Genomic DNA, 22,343 nt, shown 5'->3' with positions numbered 1-22,343 from the left:
ACGGAACTTCTCCGCTGTCAGAACCTAAAGGCGATCGCCGGACAGTCGGTTGTGGGTGTTCCCGATCGCATGCGTCAGGAATCCTAAAAACGGTTTGTTATCAAGGATTACAGTAGGAACAGTGCGCCGGATCAGCCGTTTGAATTTGATCGGGAAATAGCGTCTCTCGGCTACTGCCACAGCGCTGACATTCCGAGCGGGTGCGGTAAATGTAAGGGGTGGGTGCGCCACAAAGACCGCAGGGCAGCCCCGGTGTTTTTTCAACCACACTAAACCCTGGACAGCCACAGTCCGGACAGGTAGACGCGATCGCCTCTAACAATGCCTGGGTCGTTTGGGCGATTACCTGCATCCGCGTTGGGTTATGCATAGCCCGCATGTCTGTTTCGAGATGGACTGTACCCTTGGGAGAGGCTTGCAGTGCCGCCTGAACGTGGGTCACCAAATCCTGATGGGTGCGAATTCCTTTTACGATCGCTTCTGGATCGAACGTTTCCGCCTGGGGCATGACCACCAGCCCGTGACTGGGGAATCCCACTTTCTCAGCGAAATCGAGGGCTTCCTCCACACTCGACACCAACCGATGATCATGATTCGTCTGAGTTGCAATCTGTTCTGCAACAATCTCCAGGTTGTGCTGCCGATCAATCAGGAGCAGCACCTCCCGATTGCAGGAGATCCATGGAATTGCGGGATGGGGCACGAAGGCTCCTTCGCTGGCGATCGCCAAGGTTTCGCCTGTATGGTCAAGGGCGGCCTCAGCCTTCCGCCGCGCCGCCTCAAGCTGGGTGCCTGCACGGGGCACATCCCGCGTAAAGGTTCCGAAGGCATCGGTGTTAAATGCGGTGGGTACTACCACTCGCACCCCCAAGGTTGTTTCAACTAAAGGGGCGATCGCCTGCTCCTTTTGGTGCATGGTGGCAATCACCAGCGATCGCCCTTCAAACCAAGATTTTGCGTTAGTCATTGCTGCTCAATGATGAATCAGAAGGCGCAGAGAGAGACGATGACTCTGCCATTATAGGCAACGCTTCATCCTGACGAATCCAGGCGATCGCCTGTTGCAGTGCCTCTAGACGGGTGAGATTACGTCGCTCTGGTGGAATCAAACTCCACAAATTTAGACGTTGCAAGCGCTGACTGATCTGACCGTTCGCACCTACGATAAACACCTGACGCTGTTGGTCAATGGCATCGCAAATCACGTTCTCAATGGCTAGGGATGCCGTCACGCCCACCATGGGCACATCGCTCAAATCTAGAATCAGCACATCGGCATGGCGCATGGCCGTATGCTCACGGGCGATCGCCTTGGCTAGACCAAAGATCATCGGCCCACTGAGGTAGAACAGCAGCACCCGACCATGGGCTTGGCTGAGCAAGGCTTTCTCATCGTCGGCCAGATCGAGATCATCATCCGCGTCCGTAACCGTTTTCACATCTTGGGATTGCAACGCAGAGAGACGCTCAATCGTCAGAATATTCGCAATAAAGACACCCACGCCAACCGCTACGATCAAGTCCACAAAAACGGTAAGGAACATCACGCCATACATGATCGCGGTGCCTTTCCAAGACACTCTGTGCGCCCGCTTCAGGAAGCTCCAGTCCAGAATATCAAGACCCACTTTGAGGGCAATTCCGGCCAGCACCGCCATGGGAATACTCTGGGTCAGAGGTGCCGCCCACAACACGACCACCAAGAGAATCAATGCACGGGTCAACCCAGACAAAGCCGTTTGCGCCCCGGTTTGGATATTCACCACTGTGCCCATTGTGGCTCCTGCCCCCGGCAGCCCCCCGCAAAGACCCGACATGATATTGCCGATACCCTGACCAACTAGCTCTTTATTCGATTGATGCTCCGTCCGGGTTAAACTGTCGGCAATCACCGCCGTCAACAGCGTATCAATACATCCCAACATACCCAGCATGACGCCATTAACTAACATTGACTAGCATCGTCGTCATTTGACCGGGCGTAAAGGTTGGGAAGTGCAGTTCGGGTAATCCCATCGGGATCTCACCGATCCGACGGATATCGACATTGGGAAACAGAACGAGGGAAACAACGGTACCTACGATGAGCGCCAAGAGTTGCGGCGGCACAAACCGCTTCATCCGCTTAGGGGTTAGGAAAATAATGGCGAGTGTGAGTCCTCCTAACAGCGCCTCGACAGGATTGGCGTTCGCGATCAACTGGGGCAAATTCTGCAACGTTCCCAGGACGCCACCCTTAGGAGCAGGCTGCCCTAAAAATGGCGCAATCTGCAAAATAATCAAAATGATCCCAATCCCGGACATGAAGCCGGAAATGACGCTATAGGGCATGAGCGTAATGTACTTTCCAAGGCGAAACACCCCGAACAAAATCTGGAATGCGCCCGCCATCATGACAACGGTGAACGCCATCGTCAAACCCTGATCCGGATTGGCGGCGGTAAGGCTCGCGACAATCGCGGTCATCACGACCGTCATCGGGCCAGTGGGTTCTGAAATCAGGGTGGGCGTTCCCCCAAATAGCGCCGCAAAAAAGCCGACGCAAACCGCTCCGTACAGACCCGCGATCGCCCCTGCCCCGGACGCCACCCCGAAGGCTAAGGCCAGCGGCAGAGAGACAATCGCGGCAGTAACCCCGCCGAGGACATCGCCCCGAAGATTTTAAAAATTAATGTGATTCGTAATTTGCATGTCAGCCCACCAATGCTATCCAACGTCCAACCCATCAGTTCTGCCGACTCGCTTCCCCGACTATGGCTCAGGGGATCGGAGTGCTAAGGCAGAGCATTTACGTGTTTTCAACAGGATAGGAGCAAATCTATCTTGAGTTGAGATTTAATTAACGAAAATATGTGTAGGTTCTGCATCGAGGGTAGCTGTCCTGACCATCGTGATCCAAAGGGCGATCGCGCAGTCAAACCAGACACCGTTACGCTAGAGTGGCGACCAGCCATGGCAAAAGGAGGCGTCCCAGGGTGGGATACCTCCTTTGTAACGATTAATTGCAGTTGGCGATTTATGACGGTGAATGGCGCGTCCCACCGAGGGGCGATCGCCTTACGATTCCGATTCACCAGTGATGGACATTCCATCGACCCAAATGCGAGGGCAGACACCGCTGGGAGTCAGTTCGGGCTTATCCTCTACAAAAACGATGGATTTAAGAACCTCCAAGATATCCCCTGCGATCGTTGCTGAATCCACGCTGATCCGTTCGCCCTTGTTCACCAACCAACCATCAAAGGGCAGCGAGAAAGACCCCTGCAACGAGTTGACCCCCGCATGGAGAGCGCTGACATCATCCACCCAGATCACATTTTCCGCGGTGTCCAAGCTCAGCGCTTCGGGGGCAGGTTCCCCCGCAAAAACGTGATAGAAATGGGGGCTAACCGTCACTTTTGCGCCAATATTGGCGTGTCCGGTCGGACTGGTATTCATGCGCTTTGCCGTTCCGGCACTATGGATGAAGTTTGTTAGCACGCCCTTGTCAATAATTGCGGTGCGACGGGTGGGCGTTCCTTCCCCGTCAAAGAGATCGGCAGCTACGTTATCTGGGTGGAGCGCGTCGTCATAGATGGAAATCAAGGGAGAGGCCACCAGTGTTCCCAAGGTGTCTGGGGTAGACAAGCTCTGCTTATCGAGAACGTTCTGGGCGTTAAAGAGATTCGAAAACGCATTAAACAAACTCAGGAACGCTTCACCGGAAAACACCACGCGATACTTGCCCGTTTTCACCTTGGCGTAGTTAAGGTGACTAATGGTTTTCTCCACGGCTTCATCCAAACACGCTTCTACGTCCAGGGTGTCTAGGCTGCGACTGACGCGGTACGCTCCAGCGCTGCGGGGTTTCTTTCCCTCTTGCTCTGTTTTGCTGTACAGATAGACCGATGCATAGGATCGGGAATCCTCGCGGAGTGCGCCGTCGCTGTTGAGATAGAATCTGTCTACTTCCCGCTGAGAAAGACCGTTGTAGGGGACTCCAGCGATCGCCTCATGGGCATCGAGGAGACGTTTTTCGGCATCCACCAACGTCGAGAGCAGGGTAGAAATTTCAGCTTGAGGGGCTTTCCCCGTGGGAATGTCGGCAATGGGAGCCGTCGCTTCGGGGCTAAAATCGGGCACGTGTTCCGATGAGCCAAACTGACTCGCTTCCTTTGCCATCTTGAGCGCGGCTTCAATGCCTTCGGGACTGACATCTGAGGTAGACGTGACCCCAATGAGACCCTTTTCGTTCCATACCCGCACAAAGACGCTCGAACGCTGGGAGGCTTTGACCTGCTTGGGTTCGCCATGATCCACCTGGACGCTGCTTTCATCGACCGCAGAGCCAGAGATATCAAATTTTTGAATGCCCAGTTGACGGGCGATCGCCTCTGCGGGGGACGCGATTTCCTTAACGTTTGACATAGTTCCTTACTGAAGAGTGAAACGGCAATAATGATGACTCTTGGCCTGGAGGTTAGAACCAATCCAGAACCTAGCGACCGCCAACGGTGATCGAGTCCACCTTAATGTGGGGCTGACCGACGGTAACGTAGATGCTGCCGCTTACCGATCCACAGAATCCCGCCGCCAATCCCAAGTCTTGAGAGCACATCGAGATCCGATTCATAATCTCTTTGGCTTCCCCAATCAGGGTTGCGCCCTTCAGCGGCTTGGTAATGTTGCCGTTTTCAATCAGGTACGCTTCCGAAACGCCGAAGTTAAACTCTCCGGTTGGACCCACGCTGCCGCCACCCATCTTCTTGCAATAGATCCCTTTATCAACCGATGCAAAGAGATCGTCAATCGCGTGGTCGCCAGGGGCAATGTAGGTGTTTCGCATTCGGCTGGCAGCGGCAAAGGCATAGCTCTGACGACGACCGCTCCCGGTGCGCGGATGTCCGGTACGGACTGACCCGGCGCGATCGGAGAGGAAGTTTTTCAGAATGCCGTTTTCAATCAGCAAGGTGCGCTGAGCAGGCATTCCTTCGTCGTCCATGTCAATCGTGCCAAAGGCATTGGGCGTTAAGCCTTCATCCCAGGCCGTTAGACTTTCGTGGGCAATCTTTTCGCCTTTCTTGTCCATAAATGGCGTTGTCTTTCGCTCAATCTGCGTGGTTTCGAGCAAATGACCACAGGCTTCGTGGAAAATTACCCCACCAAACTCGTTTGCCATGATGATCGGATATTCGCCCGACTCGACATAATCGGCGTAGAGCATCCGACCGGAGGATTCTGCCACCTCTTCAGCGTCAGTTTGGTAATCCCACACCCGCAAGAAAGCTGGATCGCTGGCACTGCCTGCCCGTTTGCTGATCGAGGAACGGTTTGCGCCATCGGCACAGAGGAGGCTGTACCCCACCGACTGATTGAGGCGAATATCGCGAGCAAAGGTGCCATCACTGGCGGCGACCAAGACTTCTTGCCAATCGCGGAAATAGGAGGCGCGGCGGGACTGGACATGGTTGGCTTTCGCAAGAAGGCGATCGTTGGCCGAGAGGAGCACGTCGCTCATTTCCTGCATCGAGCTACAGTTTGTCAGCCACATTTCCTTATCCCGTGCGGTGCCGTAGTCGCGTAATAGCTCTAGATTAATTTCGGGCACAAAGGCGTTCGGGCCAGGGAGATGTAGCCCCAGAATCGACAAGGCTTTTTCCAACGCCGCTTTTAACCCTGAAAAGGTCAGGTTGTTGGTGCTGACGTAGCAATCCGCTTTGCCTCGGAAAACGCGCACTCCGGCTCCAATCGAGAGGGTGGGGGAAATGCTCGTAATCGCATCGTCTTCGGCCATGCAACTGATGTAGTTATTGCGTTCCAGGAAGAACTCAACAAAATCTGCCCCTGCTGCACGACCTAGCCCTAACAGCGTGGACAGGGGCGATCGCCAGGTTTCATCAAAGCGATCGCCTGTGGAGGTATAGGTCAACGTCGGAAGTTCCTTAGAGATTAACAGCGTGGGTGGCATACGGACACTCTCTGTAACGCGAATGGGAAATCAAGGATGAAATTGGAAACTATCAGGGATCGTCGGCATGTCCGAGATCTAATTCATCCTAGTGTAACAAAATCATCTTCGGAGGCTGGACGATCGCCCAGCGTTATACCAGTTTTGAGTTTTGAGTTGGCGATGCGTTGCAGCATCCGCAATTCTAGCTTTAGATCTGTAATTGTTATTGCGGAAACTGGTATGACTTAAGCTACTCCATCCCTCGGCGGCAATCGGGTGAGCCAAGCCTCTCGAAGTTTAGTATCGTATTGATTAGGATAAGGTAGCCGCCTATCGCTGCATATGCTTATCCAAAATTTTCCCAGTTTTTCCCAAAATTGAGTTCAAGGCTGGAGATGCAGACATGACCGCACGAGATACGCTGACTCAGGCAAGGCAAGGCAATCCTCAGGCGATCGCGGTCATTCTGAATCATTTCACCCGTCCTAAGGAAATCACGACAGACGTATCGGTGCATGGGGCCATCCTCCGCATTGTGTTTTCTGCGGATCGACTGCCCAACAAATCAGTCATGACTAGCTTTGTGCGGCGCAGTATTGAGCAGTTGGATATTGATGTCGTGCAAGCGGTACAGGTGATTGGGCAACGGACGGGGGATACTCCTGCCGCATGGGTTGAAGAAATTTCGTTTGAGGAGCCGCATGATTATTTAGGCAGGTTTGCGGGTGAAGAGGAGGTTGACGATAGGGATGGGGATCAGACAGAAGGGGCGATCGCTCCCTCTCCCACGACAGATGTTCATCCCGAGCCTCATACATCGGAGTTGATCCAGGAGCAGGGCGACGTTCACCACAACGGACAAGCCCCTGCCTCAGAACACTCACTAGCAACAGCAGGGGTAACGGCAGCCAACCAAACCTGGCAGGATTTGTCCGAGTCTCCGATTCTGCGGCGTCCAGAAGCTGTGGTTTTGATCCTCTTTGTGTTGGTATTGATTCTGTGGCAGACCTACCAAGCCATCATTGAATCGGCGGCTCCAGAGGGATCGCTGAATGGTCGAGAACTGGCGCGGCGGTTGTCGGTCAGTTATAGCACGATTAGTCGCCGCAAAAATCGAGAGGATTTTTGCGTGTGGAGTCAGACGCTGGATCCGGATGGCATTACCTGGGTGTATACGGACGGGGTGTTTGTGCCGCAGTTATAACCCTGAAGTCGTGACTTAGCCTAAATGTTCACTGTTTTTCCGGTCACGCACGCCCGCCGAATGGCATCCGCCACCCGAAGCGCATAGGTTGTACTTTCCACAGTGACGTACATCAGCCGTTTCTCGGTCAGATGATCCAGCACCATCGCTGTATCTTTGGCAAACAGTCCCCGGCGACCGCCGACGGTCAGCGGTGTTTCTGCATCTACGGTCACGATCCGTCCTTCCGTGGTACCCACTTGCAGTAGGGCGCGATCGCCATGAATATCGAGCGATCGCTCCGACTGCCAAATCGCTTCACCCTTGCCATAGCTAACATCGGCAATCAGGCCGCTCGTAAATCGAAGCTGGGCGGTGCAAATTCCCGTATGGTAGGGCATTCCGGCGACCTCGGTTGCATCAAAGGCGTACTCCTGCTTGGGATGGTCGGGTGTGCGATACCAAAAGCGTGCCTGTCCGTTAACCGCTTCCACCGTCCCAAAGAGACTGGTGAGCCGATGAATTCTGGATACGGCTCCCACCAAGGGGAACCCAAACAGATCATGGCAGTACGTCCACTTGGTCGGAGCGGGATGCTGACCATTCAAACTGGCATACCGGACGTAGAAGGGAGTCCCTACCTCCGGCAAGGCATCAACCACGGCCTGATGAATCCCGCTCAACTGATCCACATGCTCGACGTGCAAGAAACAGCCTTGAGTCTCGGCAAGCTGAATAATTTCTTCGGCTTCTGCGAGGTCAAGAGAGAGGGGATACTCCACGACAACGTGCTTGTGGGCATACAACGCAGCACGGGCGATCGCCCCATGATCCCGATTCACATTGGCAATTACGATCAGATCTAGATCGGGTCGTTGCACCAGGCTTTGCCACGAGTCGGCCATCTCTACGCCATAGATTTGACAGAAATCACTGGTGCGTTCGGGGGTGTTTCCAGAAACCGCAACGAGGCGCGATCGCTCATCACCAATCAATGCTTCTGCCCTTAGGCGAGCCGCATATCCTGTTCCCACTAACCCGACTCGAATTGGCTCACTCATGCGCTGTTGCTCGTCCTAACACCTGGGTTGAATGGTGAGCCTCAGAAAAACTCACATTCCTATCCTATCGCTACCATGAAGGGGCTTACCCTGTTTCTGGTTTCAGCGTGACCATCGAACTTCGTCATCTGCGCTACTTCATTGCCGTTGCTGAAGAACTCCACTTTGGACGAGCGGCAGAACGCCTCCACATGGCGCAACCTCCCCTCAGCCAGCAAATTCGACAATTGGAGGAACAGTTGGGCTTTCAGCTTTTTCACCGCACGAAGCGCACCGTGCAATTGACCGAAGCGGGAACTGTTTTTCTCGATCGATGTCAGCAGCTTTTACTTCAATTCGATCAAGCCATTCAAGACGGACAACAGGCCAGTCGCGGCGAAATTGGCAAATTGGCAATCGGTTTTGTCAGCTCAACGGCCTACAGCGTGCTTCCATCCATGCTGCATCAGTTTCGTCGCCAGGTTCCGGGCGTGGCATTGACGCTGCGAGAACTGACGACCGATCAGCAGGTGCAATGGCTACGGGATAAGCGGATCGACGTGGGCTTTCTGCGTCCGCCCGTAGACGATCCAGACTTTGAAATGATCACCGTCTTACGGGAACCGCTGGTGGTGGCGCTCCCCGAACAGCATCCCCTAGCGCAGATCGATCCGGTTCCATTGCGATTGCTCGCCAGTGAACCCTTTATTCTCTTTCCCCGACGCCTCGCCACCGGACTCTACGACCAAATCATCAGTCTCTGTCAGCAAGCAAACTTTAGTCCTCGCGTGGTTCAGGAGGCGATCCAAATCCAAACGATCATTAGCCTTGTGGCCGCAGAAATGGGAATTGCGATTGTGCCTGTGTCCATTCAAAACCTACAGCGCACAGGCGTTGTCTATCGGCATCTGCGAGAACCGACACCGGAAGCGGCGATCGCTGTAGTGTGGCGACACCAGGATACATCGCCTACTGTAAGACAGTTTTTGAACGTTGTGAATCAGATTACAAACACCAAGCAGTAAATATACGATTACTCGCTGCTGTCGTTGCAGGGCAAACTTACCGTGACGGTGGTTCCCTCATTCAGCGTACTGTCGATGTGGATCTGTCCGTGATGATTATCGACGATCACCTTGGCGATCGCCAGTCCTAAGCCCGATCCACCACTGCCCGCTGTTTGTTGAGCGGTAGGACTGTCGATGTGGGCACGGGCTGGATCGACTCGATAAAAGCGGTCAAAGACCCGTGGAATCGACTCTGCCGGAATGCCGATGCCATTATCTTGAACGGAGATATCGATCCACGATCCGGTTGTCTTTTGCCGTTGACGCAAACTAACGTCCACCAACCCATGATCAGGGGTATAGCGTACGGCGTTACTGACTAAATTCGTGAAGAGTCGCAGCAACTGGTCGCGATCGCCCATCACCCGCTCAAGATGTTCCCCCGATGTAGATTCTTTCTCCTCGAAGGTGAGATGGATCTCTTTTTCATCGGCGATCGCCTGTTGTTCTTCCAACACTTCATGGAGCAAGTCCCGAACATCAACGGGAGCCACTTGACGCTGCACCATGTTGCTATCCTGACGTGCCAAAAAGAGCAGATTATCCACCAATCGACCTAAGCGACGCGTCAACCGTTCAATCACATGGAGCTGCTGCTGCTGCCACTCCGGATCCGGATCGGCTAGGGCAACTTGAACGTTGGTTTGAATCACAGCAATCGGGTTGCGGAGTTCGTGGGAGGCATCGGCGGTGAACTGTTTCAACCGCTGGTAGGAATCCCGAATAGGGGCGATCGCCAATCCTGATAAAAACCAGCCGATTCCGGCCACCGCACCGATCATCAACGCTGTCCACAGTCCTAAATCGATAATCAACTGCCGAGTCGGTTTTGTAACCTCAAACCACGGATGGCTCACCCGCAAATATCCCAACACCTGCCGCCCAATTTGTACCCGTTGTGTGACTTGGCGCAGCACCTCTTGGTTCGATAGTCGTACTGTTTCGCCGTTGGGATTCAAATGGATCGGCACCTGCGGCGGTATGGGAAACGTAGACCATAGCAAGTCTCCCGTAGGGCCAAACCACTCTAGGTCAATGTGATCATCCTCAACCGGATCAGGATTGCCGCGAAAGCTGGCTTCCACGTCTACATAGAGCGATCGCACCCCATCCAAGATTTCGGTATCGTTTGCTTCAATCACGAGCGATCGCTGCACCACCTCTACCACGTGATTGAGGGTATCATCCACGCGTTCAACCAAGGTGCTGCGAACATACCAGTAAAACCCACTGGCAAAGAGAAGGAGCAAAACAGCCGTAACTGCCGTGTACCAAAGGGCTAAACGCCGACGCGTGGTTTGAAACATCGAGGTTGGGATCTCTTATGCGGTCTGTGAGGGTCGGGGTTCGAGAATTATGTAATACCCTTCATAGACCATCCTAAATCCTGCATTTTTAAAGATCCGCTGATTCATCGCGCGATTTTGGGGCGACGATGGCAGCAGCGGCGCACTGGTAAACAACAAACCTTGGTCGGACAAACCTGCCCGTAGCCCTTTGAAGAATCGGGTCAGTTCAATAGGCGAGGAGTAATGGTAGGAAAAATGCGGGCGATCGAACAGATTGAAACATGTGATCAAATCCATCGGCTGATGGAGTTTCTGTAGCCATGCCTGGATTTCGTTAAACGGAAGCGTAATGTGACGATAGATGGGGGTATAGGCATAGGTGTCCGGGTCGTTACTCCTGGAATCCACGCCAAAGGTTTGTGCCCCCAGCAGTTGCAGCAATTCTGCTAATACAGGCGGATGATCTAAATAGAATTGAGTCAGTAAATCGGTCGTTTTCTCCAACGAGGACGATGCATAGTCCGATAGGGCTCCACACCCAACGTCCAAGGCTTTGATACCCGTTAGGGGACTGGTATTCGCCAAATCAAACTCATTCACCAACGTACCGAACAGGAACAGCACGTGGGGTTTCAACATGTGGTGATCAAATTCAATCTTGAAGCCCTGAAAGCGATGGGCACTTCGCAGCATCCGCATCACCACTTGCGTCCCGAAGGTGTTGATGTATTTGAGGGCAGGCCGCGACGATGCCACTTCAAAGGGATCGGTAGACCCATCACACAGCACAATGTCCCGTAAGAGGGCTTCCATCGCTGCTGCATTCGTCCGTACGATGTTGGGTTTAGGCAACAGACGATAGACGCGGCGTTCTGGGCTTGGGGATAGGTTGCCAGAATCAGGGTGGTCGGCACGGGGATCGGACGTTAGCGGCATAGGAGATGACTCCATCCTAAGAACGATCGGTCGTTTTTCTATCCTAGCGGCTTTGGGCAGCATTAGATGGGGCGATCGCTTCCCCTGATACTTCATAGGTATCTATAACTAAAGGAACCTTTGAGGATAAATTTCGTCACCTCCTGCGCCAAAGACTGGATCCCTAGACTTAACAAAATTGACCAAGATTTAATAGTCCACTTCTAAAGTCTTGTGTCAGGATAAAAAGCAAATGTTCGAAAATGGTTCGAATTTGTTAATGTGTTCTGAAGTTAAGTCGGCTATCCTCCAGTAGACTGACCGCTTATACAGTTGAGTTATCGTCAACGGTTCACTCCATGCTCACACGTCAAGTTTCCGAAACAGTTGCTGCACCGCGCACTATTCCCCCCCTCGGTTGGTCGGCAGTTTCGTTCACTGTAGGGCTTTTAGCATTGGGTAGTTTTGCCCAGCCTGCCGATGCCCAAATCAATTCCACCGCGTCTACGAATCCCGTTTTAGACATCGGGGTTGTGCAGCGGTTTGGTTCTACACCGAACGACACATTGGTGTTGGAACCGGTAGCGGGCGATCGCCTGACCGTGACCTTCCAATCGGGTGACCAGGAACAGTCCATCACTACTGACAAAGTCACATTAAACATGGTGATGCTGCCTCTAGAGGAGCCGGAAGTGACCGAACGGGTCGTAATCAGCACCCACCGCAGTTTTGAAAGCGCGGAAGATAGCGCCAATCAATGGCGGGCTCAAGGGGTTGAGGTGGAGTTGGCGCAGCCGCAGCAATGGCAGGTTTGGGCAAAGCGAGACACCTACAAAACGCCCCTACTCCGCCGATTGTTGTTAGAGAATTTGAAAGCAAACGGATCAAGCACCGCTTTCATTGACACCAAAACTCAAACCCAAGTCCCCCTCGCGGCCTTTACTGCCAATGGCTATCGCTACGTGCGGGATGAGTTTGAAATTACGTCGGGAAACAGCCGCATTCAGGTGGAGTCCAACCGGGAAGATACCCCGACTCGTCTGTATGGTGGCGACATGCGGATTCAGCCCAACGCTTATGGCACTTACACCTTAGTTAACGAAGTGCCGATGGAAACCTACCTCCGGGGTGTGGTTCCCCATGAGATTGGGCCTAGCGCTCCCCGCACTGCCATCGAAGCCCAGGCCATCCTGGCGCGAACCTATGCCCTGCGGAACGTTCGCCGCTTTGCGATTGATAATTACCAGCTTTGTGCCGATACTCAGTGCCAGGTTTACTGGGGCTTGTCCGATACGGTTCCGGCAGCCGATACGGCGATCGCCAATACGCGAGGCCAAGTGCTGACCTACAATAATGAACTGGTGGATGCACTGTATTCCTCGACCACGGGGGGCATAACGGCTCCATTTAGCAATGTCTGGAACGGCCCCGATCGCCCGTACCTCAAGGCGGTGGTGGATTCCGTCGAAAACGTATGGGATCTGTCGCGCCTGCCCCTGTCCGATGAAGCCAATTTCCGCAGCTTTATCAGTCGTAAGGACGGATTTAACGAAGTCGGCTGGGATCTGTTCCGCTGGCGTGTGGAAAATAATCTTTCAGAAATTCGCGACGACGTTCGCCAATACCTGAACACAAAGCAGCATCCCCTCGCCAACTTTACCCGGATCGAAGGCCTAGAAATTCTGGAGCGATCGCCTGCTGGACGGGTACAGCGGATGGCGGTGTTAACCGACAAAGGACGGATCACTCTCGAAAAAGATGAGATCCTGCGGGCGCTTTGGGGGCCAAACAGTACGCTGTTTTACATCGAACCCATTTACGAAACTGTGGCGGAAAAGCCCGATAGCAGTGCTGCTCCGGCCATGGTTGGCAAGTCGCCCTCTGACCTAAAGGCACAGGCGGAATCCGAATCCGAATCTGCCGCTGAGGATAAGCAAGCCCCAACCCCTACACCCAGCACTACACCCCCACGCGTCCTCAAGGGCTATGCGTTTATCGGCGGTGGCTATGGTCACGGGGTGGGTATGAGTCAGACCGGAGCCTACCACCTGGGCGATCTGGGTTGGAGCAGCGATCGCATTCTGGAGTTTTACTATCCAGGGACGAAACTGCAACTGCTGAACAGTTCCATTACCTTCTGGAACGATCCAGAGATCGAGGTTCCCGATGCGACTGATCCCGATGCTGCAGGGGATGAATCTACGCCTCCTAAACCATCGGAACCTGAAGAGGTTATCCCAACAGAGCCAGAAAGCTAGATCGGCTTAGAAAGAGGAACCGGGTTGCTGAAGAAACTCGGTTTCTTCGATGGTATTTTCCCGTCCCAAGATGCGATTGCGATGGGGAAAGCGCCCAAAGCGTTCAATCACCGCTCGGTGGCGGAGGGCATAGTCGAATACGTCCTGTAGCTCTGGGTTCGCCTCACTGAGGGTTTGCATCAAGGCCACACACTGGTTTTGGTGCGCCAGATTTTCGCTGTGTTCCAGGGGTAAATATAGGAATACCCGTTCCACCGGGGCAAGTTCCTGATCAAACCCTTGGGCGATCGCTGTTTCAGCAATAGTGCGCGCCTGATGGTCGGTTGCAAAGGCTTGGGGCTGATCCCGAAACATATTGCGCGGAAACTGATCCAGCACCAAAATTAATGCCAGACAGCCGTGGGGCGAGTCACGCCAGTCCTTTAAAACCCCTGAACTGGCCTGGTGGTACGTTTCTAGAAAGCGATCGCGAATTTGACAATCGACCTCTGGATTTTTACCAAACCAGAGCTTTCGCCGCTCCGCATAGGTTTGCTGGGTGTAGGGAGGGTCTCCAAACCAGAAGTGCAAAATATCATTCATGACCAATCGTAGGATGGCGAATGATCGATAGCCGAAGCAGGATTGCTACCCATTCCCGGTCATACCCCAAAAGAACAAACTCAGAGGGGCAAATGGCTCCCCTGAGTCCTATGGTGAGGCAACAAACGACGACAAGCTTAGTACAATTCTTCTTCTTGGTGGGTCAAGATGGTGCAGTCAGACGTAGGATAAGCTACGCAGGTCAACACATATCCAGCTTCAATCTGCTCGTCGTCCAAGAAAGACTGATCGGACTGATCAACGGTACCAGCGGTAATTTTTCCAGTACAGGTCGAGCAAGCACCTGCACGGCAAGAGTAGGGCAGGTCAATGCCTTGCTCTTCAGCAGCATCCAAAATATACGTATCGTCATCGACATCAATGGTGGTGTTTAAGCCTTCAGCTTCATTGATCAGCGTGACCTTATACGTTGCCATGAAAGTTTCCTCTCAAAATCTATAACGGCAGTTGGAGTTTACCGTATGAACAACCTGACGAATAAAACGCCAAGATTAATGTTCTGGCAATCTCCAATCTTGATACTACGAGAAAACTTGAGGCTTGTAACCCCGAATCGATAAATTGGGCTAATGGGATTCGTAATCAGATTTCGAGATTAACCCTCACTTTACTTATACGTTGACGCAAAACTAACGAAAGGCTGATGTCAGGCAGGTTACATCCTATTTCTCTAACTGATCGTATGGGCGGACAAGCTTGTAGATATACGGAAATTGGCTTTCTTTTCCTGGCGATAACGGTGTAGCTTTCAAGAAAGGGAACGCCCTACACTCTTTATTTAGAAGGACTTTTCAGGTTTTGACACATCCAAAAATAGAAATTTGTCAAATCTATGGATTACTACCCAGGGCATCTATTCTCAAACGAATGGATCGGGATGGAGCTATAAGCTTTTTATATGTAAAGATTGTTTTTTTGCTTGGTCAATTAATCATTCAGCCGATGATGGCGATCGCACCCCATCTCCAAGTGGCTCTAACGCATGAGTACTCGTCAGGGTGGAACCGGAGGGGCGATCGTCAATGTATCGTCGGTGGCCTCTCGCCTGGGATCGCCCAATGAATACGTAGATTATGCGGCATCCAAAGGGGCGATCGACACTATCCTCCCAAGGCATTCTGACCCAACGATTTCACCGTTCCCCGTAGAATGCCATTAGACGCAATATCAGCTACGGCTCTCGTGCTGAGAGGGTTGATTTAGCCACGCATCGACAACCCAAATCTCAACCCTGATCTCCCAACCCTGCTTCACGGAAAGCTTGGTCTAGTATGTCTAGAATTCCTAATTCAATGCCCCAATGCCATAAGTACGTAAAGTCAAGGCGATCGCCCTGAAGTTTGAGGACTCCGAGGACATCTCGCCATTGCTTTTCAGACTGGCGACCGCGTCCCCACACTAGCTTTTGCAGCACAATATCTTCGGGGGAGGAAATCCAAAGCACACTCCCATCCGGTAAAGGATGCTGAATCCGCCGTTCCATCTTACGTCTAGCAAAGGCAGTATCTTGTGATACAAATAAATCTGCCTTCTCCAAAGTCTCATAATCCAAAACATTGAACGACAAACATCGACCCCGAACTGCATCCTCCACAGCACGATCGCTGATGTAGAAAGAGCCGTCAAGAAATGCGTCGAGCAGGGGTTTGGCTTTGACGCTATCTAGCCCAATGATGAGATCTAAATCTTCCGTATAGCGACTCTCGCCTAGCAGTGAACTCGCAACCGATCCCCCAATGTAATAGGCAATGTCCAACGCATCCAAAATATCGATGACTTTGCGGGCAAGGGCGATCGGATCTGCAACCATAACGTCTCGTTCTGGCAATGAAACGCATCTACACCAGTTCTCGCCTAACCGTCGTCGCACATACTCTAGGGGAATCGAAGCCCCCGGATTCTGATTCTGAATCGCTGCTAGACAAAGCCGACGGGTAGATTGATTAAACGAGATAAACCGCTCAGTTCGCCAATGAGGAAGCTTTTGGCGAAGAGCCGTAAAGTAGAACACATCGACTTCGATGCTGGTATCCTCTGCTTGAGGACGATAGCCTGCCTTAACAGGAAGGTTTGGAATCAGGGGCATAAATGCAAAGACAGATTCTAAGTTTGATAGATCGCCTTGATTTTTAAAGAATCGCGCTTCATCGTTCAAGAGCGAGGCGATCGCTCAAGCCTAACCTTAACGTTGCCAGGTGGATTCCCAATCGGGGCAAGACTCCTCCGCTTCCCAGCCGTAGGGATGCATCGCGCACACTAGCGGAACGCCGTTGTAGGAATAGCCATGATAGTTACGGCAGCCCACACAGGCAGGATGCTCGTTGATCATGGGTTCTAAGATTTGGGTAAAGGGTTCAGCCGTGTGGTTGAAATCTGTTTCGAAATCAAAAAAGAGTTGCAGCACGGAATCGGTCCATTCCGTCATTTGCTGATCCCACTCGTCCAGTCCTGGGGCGATCGCCTCTTCAATCTGTTCAAAAAGTTCGCTCGAAAGTTCGGCAACGCTATCAACCGCATTGGCAACTTCCTTAGCGACATCCTGACAGAGTTGATCGATCCCCTCGGAAAACAAGTCAAAGGCTTTTTGCCAGTCTTTTTGCCAGTCGTCCATGATAAGTATGAAGAGAGAGGCGTCTTTGCCTCAGAATAGCGTGGTTTGTGAACGTAGATCTCAATGTTGTAACGGTGCGTAAACAGGGTTACGACGACTGGCGAAGGTTATTCAGTTCTTCCCGCAGTTTTTCCACCTGTTCGCGGAGTTTATCGGCATCGGTAGAAGTCGGCGGTTCTTCATCGTCTAAAATCTCGATGCGAATCGGTTCGGCTGGCCCTGGGGTTGGGGACGAGGGAGACTGCTGGGCACGGGTCACCATATCATCCACCATGCGCTTCGCTTCTTCAGCGGTAATTTCGCCGCGCGACACCATTTCATCCGCTAGCTTTTGAGCCTGCGATCGCAGTTCACTGAGCGTACTTCCAGCTTTTTCCCCGGCATAGGAGGCGATTCCCAGTCCCAAATAAAACGCCTTCTGAACTATATCTCCCAAACCAGCCATATCTGCGTCGCTCCTTATGGGGGTGGCATACAACACTTTCTAGAATAGGAGAAAATCTGAAGGACTGCCTAGCCGGAATGCTGCGATGGCGAGGTAGAAAAAACCGTCACTCTGGGATAAAAGTCTGGGTCAAAAACCAAAAGACCCGGAGTCCACGCCTACCACAAGCATCCCGTATTGCTGCTACCTTCCGGTCCTGACAAGATTTGGGCGTTGTAATCGCATGAATCCGAGTCAATTTCAGCATAGCATGACATTGGCGCGTTGGTGGATGTGAATCGTTGGTTTCAACCGCAACGCTTACCGCAAGAGGGAGGCCATCATGCTGTTGGCTTGGGATTCGTAGCCGCTGCCGAACAGGTTGAAGTGATTCAAGATGTGGTAGAGGTTGTACAGAATTTTGCGGCGTTCGTAGCCTGGTTCTAGGGGATAGGCACGCTGGTAGGCATCGTAGAATTCGGGAGGGAATCGCCCAAAGAGTTCGGTCATCGCCAGATCCACTTCGCGATCGCCAAAGTAGGTGGCCGGGTCAAGAATCACAGGTTCATCCGCTGTCGTCACCGCCGCATTGCCTGACCACAGATCGCCATGAACCAAGGATGGCTCCGGGGTGTGACCCACTAAAAGTTCGGGCACGGCATCGAGGAGCGCCGCTTGCTGAGGGAAATGGCCGCCCCGCCGTTTGGCTAACTGAAACTGAAAGCCCAGCCGATGGTCGATCCAGAAATCCAGCCAGGTTTCCGTCCAGGGATTGGGCTGAGGGGTAGAGCCAATGGTATTGTTCTGATCCCAGCCAAAGCCGCGATCGCTCGTGACTCGATGCATGGCTGCCAACTTTTCACCCATTGCTGCCCAAGATTGGCGAGACCCATGACCGAGATCCAGCCATTCCAAGACAATGTAGGAGGCGCGATCGGCTAGCCCCCAACAGATAACGTGGGGAACCCGAATGGTTTTAGATTGTTCAATTTGCCGCAATCCCAGGGCTTCCGCCTCAAACATGGGAAGGCTAGTCGCATCGTTGAGCTTCACAAAGTAAGCGGTGTTGCCACTCGATACAGCATAGGCATGGTTGATGCTGCCCCCTCCGACCGGACGTCTATTCGTGATTTCAAAGGGGGCGTGGGTTGCCTGGGCGATCGCCGCTGCAATGGTTTCCCAAGTTTGATCGCGCATGAGTCAACGGTGAGATTTTAGAGATCCTACGCAGGTTTTGAAACCACAATACCGTAAGCCGTGGGCGAAAGATAGCGCTGGGCTGCCGTTTGCACATCGACGGTGTCTAACGCGCGAATGCGTGCCGGATAGTTGAGGGCTGGCGCAATATCCCCCACAACGGCTCGATAGTAACCATAGAGTCCTGCCCGACTTCCAGGGGTCTCGTTGCCGAAAACATAGTGATTGGCGACCAGGGTTCGCACCCGATTAATTTCTGACTCCTGAACCGGGGTGGTTTGGAGATCGGTGAGGTGTTGGGCGATCGCCGCTTCTACTACTTCCACATTCTCAGCCGGGAGTTGAGCAGAGATGGAGAACAATCCCTGACGGGCATAGGTGACATTGCTAGCAGAGATGCGGGTGACGAGTTCGCGCTGTTCCCGCAAATCCTTGAACAGACGAGCCGTGCGTCCGTGTCCCAAAATATAAGCCACGATATCCAGCGGGTAGGTTTGATGTACATCCGCCATACCCGGAACGCGCCACATCATGGTCATCCGTGCCTGTTGCAGCGACGAATCCGTATATTCCTGACCTTGGATCGTGGTAAAGGGTGATTCTAGATCGAGGTGGGCAATGCGAGAAAACGATGGGTCGAGGGGCGACGTAGGGGCGATCGCCTCATGGGGACGCGCCGCATCAAAGCTTTCGGCTACGGTTTGCACCAGCATTTCTACGGGAAGATTACCCACCGCTACGGCAATCATCGATTGGGGTTGATACCACGTGCTGTGAAAGTCCCGCATTTGCTGGGGCGTTAAGCGCTGAATAATGTCCTCTTTCCCCAGCACTGGACGACGGTAGGGCAGGCTCTCAAATCCAACTTGCATCGACCGATAATAGCTGCGGCGACGGGGATTATCATTGGCGCGGCGAATTTCCTCTAAAACGACAGATCGTTCGCGTTCAAAGGCGTCATCGGGAATCGCGGCATTCATCACCACTTCCACCTGAAGCGGGGCGAGTTCCGCAAAGTCAGAGGGAGCGGTTGTGATGTGGTAGTGGGTGTAATCCTGACTGGTCGCAGCGTTCATGACTGCGCCCTTTCGTTCCACCTGCTGTTCAAAGGCACCACTGGGAATCCGTTGCGTCCCCTTAAAGATCATGTGCTCCAAGAAGTGAGCCATACCGTTGATATCATCCGATTCCAGCGCTGACCCCACTCCCAACCAGATGCTGAGATTTACCGCATCGACGGGCATCTGTTCGGCAATGATGGTGAGACCGTTGGATAAACGATGAATGGATGGAGCGCTGAGCGAGGCAAGCGAAGATTCGTTCTGGAGACGGAGGGTCATTATGATGTTTCTTGATGTGACCATAGCTTTACCCATCTTAACGGTTACAGCCCCCAGTCGGTTCAGCTCTGTCAGGTTTTAGCGATATTTTGCAATTTTTAGGCAGCAGAGCGCGATCGTCACTCCAGCAATACCTGGAGGAAAGTCCATCAAATTGCAAAAATCTAACCCGTAAAGCCAAGGATTGTTGGGGGATTTCGCGTTAAACCTGAACCCACACGTAGCGGGTGATTAAGGCATTCTTAAACGTAAAGAAAGCAGGTTCAACCCCGAATATGGGGTGGTTGTCTTGGGAATACTTGGGGGGGGGTAACTGATGCGAACTAGAGTGACTTCTATGGAAAATTACGACGGGGAATGTACGTAGGAGTTCCCTCAAATTGTAGTTCTGAACCCCACATTTGGGGCGATCGCCTTTGGATAAGTTCATCTTTGGCGGGTTGGCTTCGAACTAATGATGTTACGAAATGTAAAATAGAAGTTAAGGTTCTTAATCTAGGCTCCGCACTATGGCGTTTTCGACATCTTCCCCGCACGCGAGTTCTTCCGCTCAAAGCCCGTCCGACAGCACACAATTGACGAAACACGAGGGTAAGGCCGCTCGCGTTATTGTGATTGGGGCTGGGATTGGGGGCTTAGCGGCGGCGGCCTTACTTGCCCATCGGGGCGATCGCGTCTTGCTGTTGGATCAGGCGATCGTGCCGGGAGGATGTGCGTCTACGTTTCGACGCCGAGGATTCACCTTTGATGTCGGTGCAACCCAGGTGGCCGGACTCGAACCGGGGGGAATTCATCACCGGATTTTTCAGGAATTGGGAGTTGACGTTCCCGCAGCGATGCCGTGCGATCCGGCCTGTGCTGTGTTTTTGCCCGGAGAGTCGGAACCCATCCGCGTATGGCGCGATCCGCAACGATGGCAGCAAGAACGCGAACGGCAATTTCCGGGAAGTGCAGCCTTTTGGCAGTTTTTGAATGATCTCTTTCGCTACAGTTGGGCGTTTCAATCCCGCGATCCGGTGCTTCCTCCCCGCAATGTTTGGGATTTGTGGCAGTTAACCCAAGCGGTACGTCCAGGGACACTCTTTACCCTGCCGCACACTTTCTCGACGGTGGGTCAAGTTCTGCGCCGCTTTGGTCTAGGGGGCGATCGCCGTCTGAAGACGTTTCTAGACCTGCAACTCAAACTCTATTCCCAGGTGGATGCGGAGGAAACCGCTGTTCTCTATGCGGCCACTGCTTTGGGCGTTTCTCAGTCACCCCAAGGACTCTATCACCTCAAGGGCAGTATGCAGGCGTTGAGCGATCGCCTGGTAGAAGCCTTTGAGCGAGATGGGGGAGATTTGCGGATGCGCCATTCTGTGGAGCACATCTACCTCAAGGATGGACAGGCCAAAGCGGTGGAAATCCGCAATCAGAAAACGGGAGAAACCTGGATTGAAGAGGCGGATCATGTGATTGCGAATGTGACGGTGCAGAATTTAGTGCAACTGTTAGGCAATCAGGCTCCGGCAGGTTATCGGCGACGGGTGGATAAATTGCCCCCCGGTTCGGGCGCGTTTGTGATCTATCTGGGTGTGAAGCAGGAGGCGATTCCCGCCGATTGTCCCCCCCATCTTCAGTTTTTGTACGACTACGAGGGGGCGATCGCCGAAAACAATTCTCTCTTTGTTTCGGTCAGCTATCCCGGCGATGGACGAGCACCAGAGGGATGTGGAACTATTATTGCCTCATCGTTTACCGATACCCAAATCTGGTGGCAAACCGACGATTACGATGCCCTCAAAGAGAGATATACCCAAGAGGCGATCGCCCGTTTGAGTCAGTTCTTTACCCTGACACCGGACACAATGGTCTATCAAGAAGCGGCGACCCCTCAGACGTTTGCTCGCTATACGGGGCGCGATCGCGGCATTGTCGGTGGCATCGGGCAGCGCATCTCTACCTTTGGTCCCTTCGGATTTGCGAATCGGACTCCGGTAAAAAATCTGTGGCTGGTGGGGGACTCCACCCATCCGGGAGAGGGCACTGCAGGAGTGAGCTATTCGGCATGGACGGTGACGCGGCAGATTGAAGCGTTGCGGTAGACACTTTGCTAGGTCTGAATTAAAAGCAAGGGTGTATCAGATCCAATAAATCCATCCATGATTAATTCCAGTCGCGTAGGGGCGGGTTGTGTAACCAGTCCCAGATATGGAGCAACATCTATTAAATAAACTCACCCGTACCCATCATGGGTATTTAGACAAATTTGAGATTACATTTAGGAATGGCTTTGTTGCATGATTAGAAAAACGGTCAGGTTCGCCTTGAGAGTGTCCTGGTATTAACCTTCAACCTTGTAGCTATCGGGTTTAGCGATCTGAATCATGCGGTTGAGCGCAACACATTTGATGAACAATTCCACGGCTTGATTGTCAAATTGACGTGCACTGAGCTCGACTTTATCCAATCAGGCGGCATGGCAGAGTAACTCGGTCCAGGTGTCGA

17 protein-coding genes, 1 other RNA gene and 3 pseudogenes are annotated in these 22,343 nt (G+C 52.8%); 5 read left to right on the top strand and 16 right to left on the bottom strand.

Annotated elements, in window-relative coordinates:
• Positions 1-100: 100 nt before the first annotated feature.
• The 4 genes and pseudogenes from IGR76_00400 to IGR76_00385 all read right to left on the bottom strand — a co-directional run bounded on the left by IGR76_00400 (position 101) and on the right by IGR76_00385 (position 5,947).
• Positions 101-967 carry a hypothetical protein gene (locus IGR76_00400; protein ID MBF2077005.1) on the bottom strand — a complete coding sequence of 289 codons (867 nt, stop codon included), beginning with the start codon at positions 965-967 and terminating at the stop codon, positions 101-103.
• Positions 960-2,691: pseudogene (locus tag IGR76_00395) on the bottom strand (SulP family inorganic anion transporter). Before IGR76_00395 ends, IGR76_00400 begins: the two are co-directional and overlap by 8 nt.
• Positions 2,692-3,057: 366 nt before the next feature.
• Positions 3,058-4,407, bottom strand: a complete 1,350-nt coding sequence (locus tag IGR76_00390; protein MBF2077004.1) for a TldD/PmbA family protein — start codon at positions 4,405-4,407, stop codon at positions 3,058-3,060.
• Positions 4,408-4,477: 70 nt separating this feature from the next.
• Complete coding sequence (locus IGR76_00385) at positions 4,478-5,947, bottom strand: TldD/PmbA family protein (GenBank protein MBF2077003.1); 1,470 nt, start codon at positions 5,945-5,947, stop codon at positions 4,478-4,480.
• 385 nt (positions 5,948-6,332) lie between these two features.
• Here IGR76_00385 and IGR76_00380 point away from each other — a divergent pair, with 385 nt between their 5' ends.
• Positions 6,333-7,133, top strand: coding sequence for a hypothetical protein (locus tag IGR76_00380; GenBank protein MBF2077002.1), 801 nt, complete (start codon positions 6,333-6,335; stop codon positions 7,131-7,133).
• 20 nt (positions 7,134-7,153) lie between these two features.
• Here IGR76_00380 and IGR76_00375 read toward each other — a convergent pair whose 3' ends face one another.
• Positions 7,154-8,173: a Gfo/Idh/MocA family oxidoreductase gene (locus IGR76_00375; GenBank protein MBF2077001.1), complete on the bottom strand. Its 1,020-nt coding sequence runs from the start codon at positions 8,171-8,173 to the stop codon at positions 7,154-7,156.
• A gap of 113 nt (positions 8,174-8,286) precedes the next feature.
• On the opposite strand from IGR76_00375, the gene IGR76_00370 reads away from it, so the two are divergent.
• Positions 8,287-9,177 carry a LysR family transcriptional regulator gene (locus IGR76_00370; protein MBF2077000.1) on the top strand — a complete coding sequence of 297 codons (891 nt, stop codon included), beginning with the start codon at positions 8,287-8,289 and terminating at the stop codon, positions 9,175-9,177.
• Between the two features lie 8 nt (positions 9,178-9,185).
• On the opposite strand, the gene IGR76_00365 is transcribed toward IGR76_00370, so the two are convergent.
• Together IGR76_00365 and IGR76_00360 are read right to left on the bottom strand one after the other, a co-directional pair.
• On the bottom strand, positions 9,186-10,526 hold the full coding sequence (locus IGR76_00365) for a sensor histidine kinase (protein ID MBF2076999.1): 1,341 nt from the start codon (positions 10,524-10,526) through the stop codon (positions 9,186-9,188).
• A gap of 15 nt (positions 10,527-10,541) precedes the next feature.
• Positions 10,542-11,540, bottom strand: coding sequence for a hypothetical protein (locus tag IGR76_00360; protein MBF2076998.1), 999 nt, complete (start codon positions 11,538-11,540; stop codon positions 10,542-10,544).
• 242 nt (positions 11,541-11,782) lie between these two features.
• On the opposite strand from IGR76_00360, the gene IGR76_00355 reads away from it, so the two are divergent.
• On the top strand, positions 11,783-13,681 hold the full coding sequence (locus tag IGR76_00355; protein MBF2076997.1) for a SpoIID/LytB domain-containing protein: 1,899 nt from the start codon (positions 11,783-11,785) through the stop codon (positions 13,679-13,681).
• 6 nt (positions 13,682-13,687) lie between these two features.
• Here the strand turns inward: IGR76_00355 and IGR76_00350 are convergent, their stop codons facing one another.
• Together IGR76_00350 and IGR76_00345 are read right to left on the bottom strand one after the other, a co-directional pair.
• Positions 13,688-14,263 carry a DUF924 domain-containing protein gene (locus tag IGR76_00350; GenBank protein ID MBF2076996.1) on the bottom strand — a complete coding sequence of 192 codons (576 nt, stop codon included), beginning with the start codon at positions 14,261-14,263 and terminating at the stop codon, positions 13,688-13,690.
• A gap of 137 nt (positions 14,264-14,400) precedes the next feature.
• Positions 14,401-14,700, bottom strand: a complete 300-nt coding sequence (locus IGR76_00345; protein MBF2076995.1) for a 2Fe-2S iron-sulfur cluster binding domain-containing protein — start codon at positions 14,698-14,700, stop codon at positions 14,401-14,403.
• 563 nt (positions 14,701-15,263) lie between these two features.
• Here IGR76_00345 and IGR76_00340 point away from each other — a divergent pair.
• Positions 15,264-15,389 (top strand): annotated as a pseudogene (locus IGR76_00340) (NAD(P)-dependent oxidoreductase).
• A 120-nt stretch (positions 15,390-15,509) separates the two neighbouring features.
• Here the strand turns inward: IGR76_00340 and IGR76_00335 are convergent.
• The 6 genes from IGR76_00335 to IGR76_00310 all read right to left on the bottom strand — a co-directional run bounded on the left by IGR76_00335 (position 15,510) and on the right by IGR76_00310 (position 19,856).
• Positions 15,510-16,439: a hypothetical protein gene (locus tag IGR76_00335; GenBank protein MBF2076994.1), complete on the bottom strand. Its 930-nt coding sequence runs from the start codon at positions 16,437-16,439 to the stop codon at positions 15,510-15,512.
• Positions 16,440-16,466: 27 nt separating this feature from the next.
• Positions 16,467-16,895, bottom strand: a complete 429-nt coding sequence (locus IGR76_00330; GenBank protein MBF2076993.1) for a hypothetical protein — start codon at positions 16,893-16,895, stop codon at positions 16,467-16,469.
• Positions 16,896-16,983: 88 nt separating this feature from the next.
• Complete coding sequence (locus IGR76_00325; protein ID MBF2076992.1) at positions 16,984-17,340, bottom strand: phasin family protein; 357 nt, start codon at positions 17,338-17,340, stop codon at positions 16,984-16,986.
• A 139-nt stretch (positions 17,341-17,479) separates the two neighbouring features.
• An RNA gene (ffs, locus tag IGR76_00320) (signal recognition particle sRNA small type) lies at positions 17,480-17,576 on the bottom strand.
• A 64-nt stretch (positions 17,577-17,640) separates the two neighbouring features.
• Positions 17,641-18,516 carry a fructosamine kinase family protein gene (locus tag IGR76_00315; protein ID MBF2076991.1) on the bottom strand — a complete coding sequence of 292 codons (876 nt, stop codon included), beginning with the start codon at positions 18,514-18,516 and terminating at the stop codon, positions 17,641-17,643.
• Positions 18,517-18,542: 26 nt separating this feature from the next.
• Positions 18,543-19,856 carry an insulinase family protein gene (locus tag IGR76_00310; protein MBF2076990.1) on the bottom strand — a complete coding sequence of 438 codons (1,314 nt, stop codon included), beginning with the start codon at positions 19,854-19,856 and terminating at the stop codon, positions 18,543-18,545.
• Positions 19,857-20,365: 509 nt separating this feature from the next.
• On the opposite strand from IGR76_00310, the gene crtD reads away from it, so the two are divergent.
• Positions 20,366-21,940, top strand: a complete 1,575-nt coding sequence (gene crtD, locus IGR76_00305; GenBank protein MBF2076989.1) for a C-3',4' desaturase CrtD — start codon at positions 20,366-20,368, stop codon at positions 21,938-21,940.
• Positions 21,941-22,179: 239 nt separating this feature from the next.
• Here crtD and IGR76_00300 read toward each other — a convergent pair.
• Positions 22,180-22,284 (bottom strand): annotated as a pseudogene (locus IGR76_00300) (IS5/IS1182 family transposase).
• Between the last annotated feature and the right edge of the window lie 59 nt (positions 22,285-22,343).

Source organism: Synechococcales cyanobacterium T60_A2020_003, from assembly GCA_015272205.1.
GTDB lineage: Bacteria > Cyanobacteriota > Cyanobacteriia > RECH01 > RECH01 > JACYMB01.
This window is presented reverse-complemented; position numbering and strand designations above follow the sequence as displayed.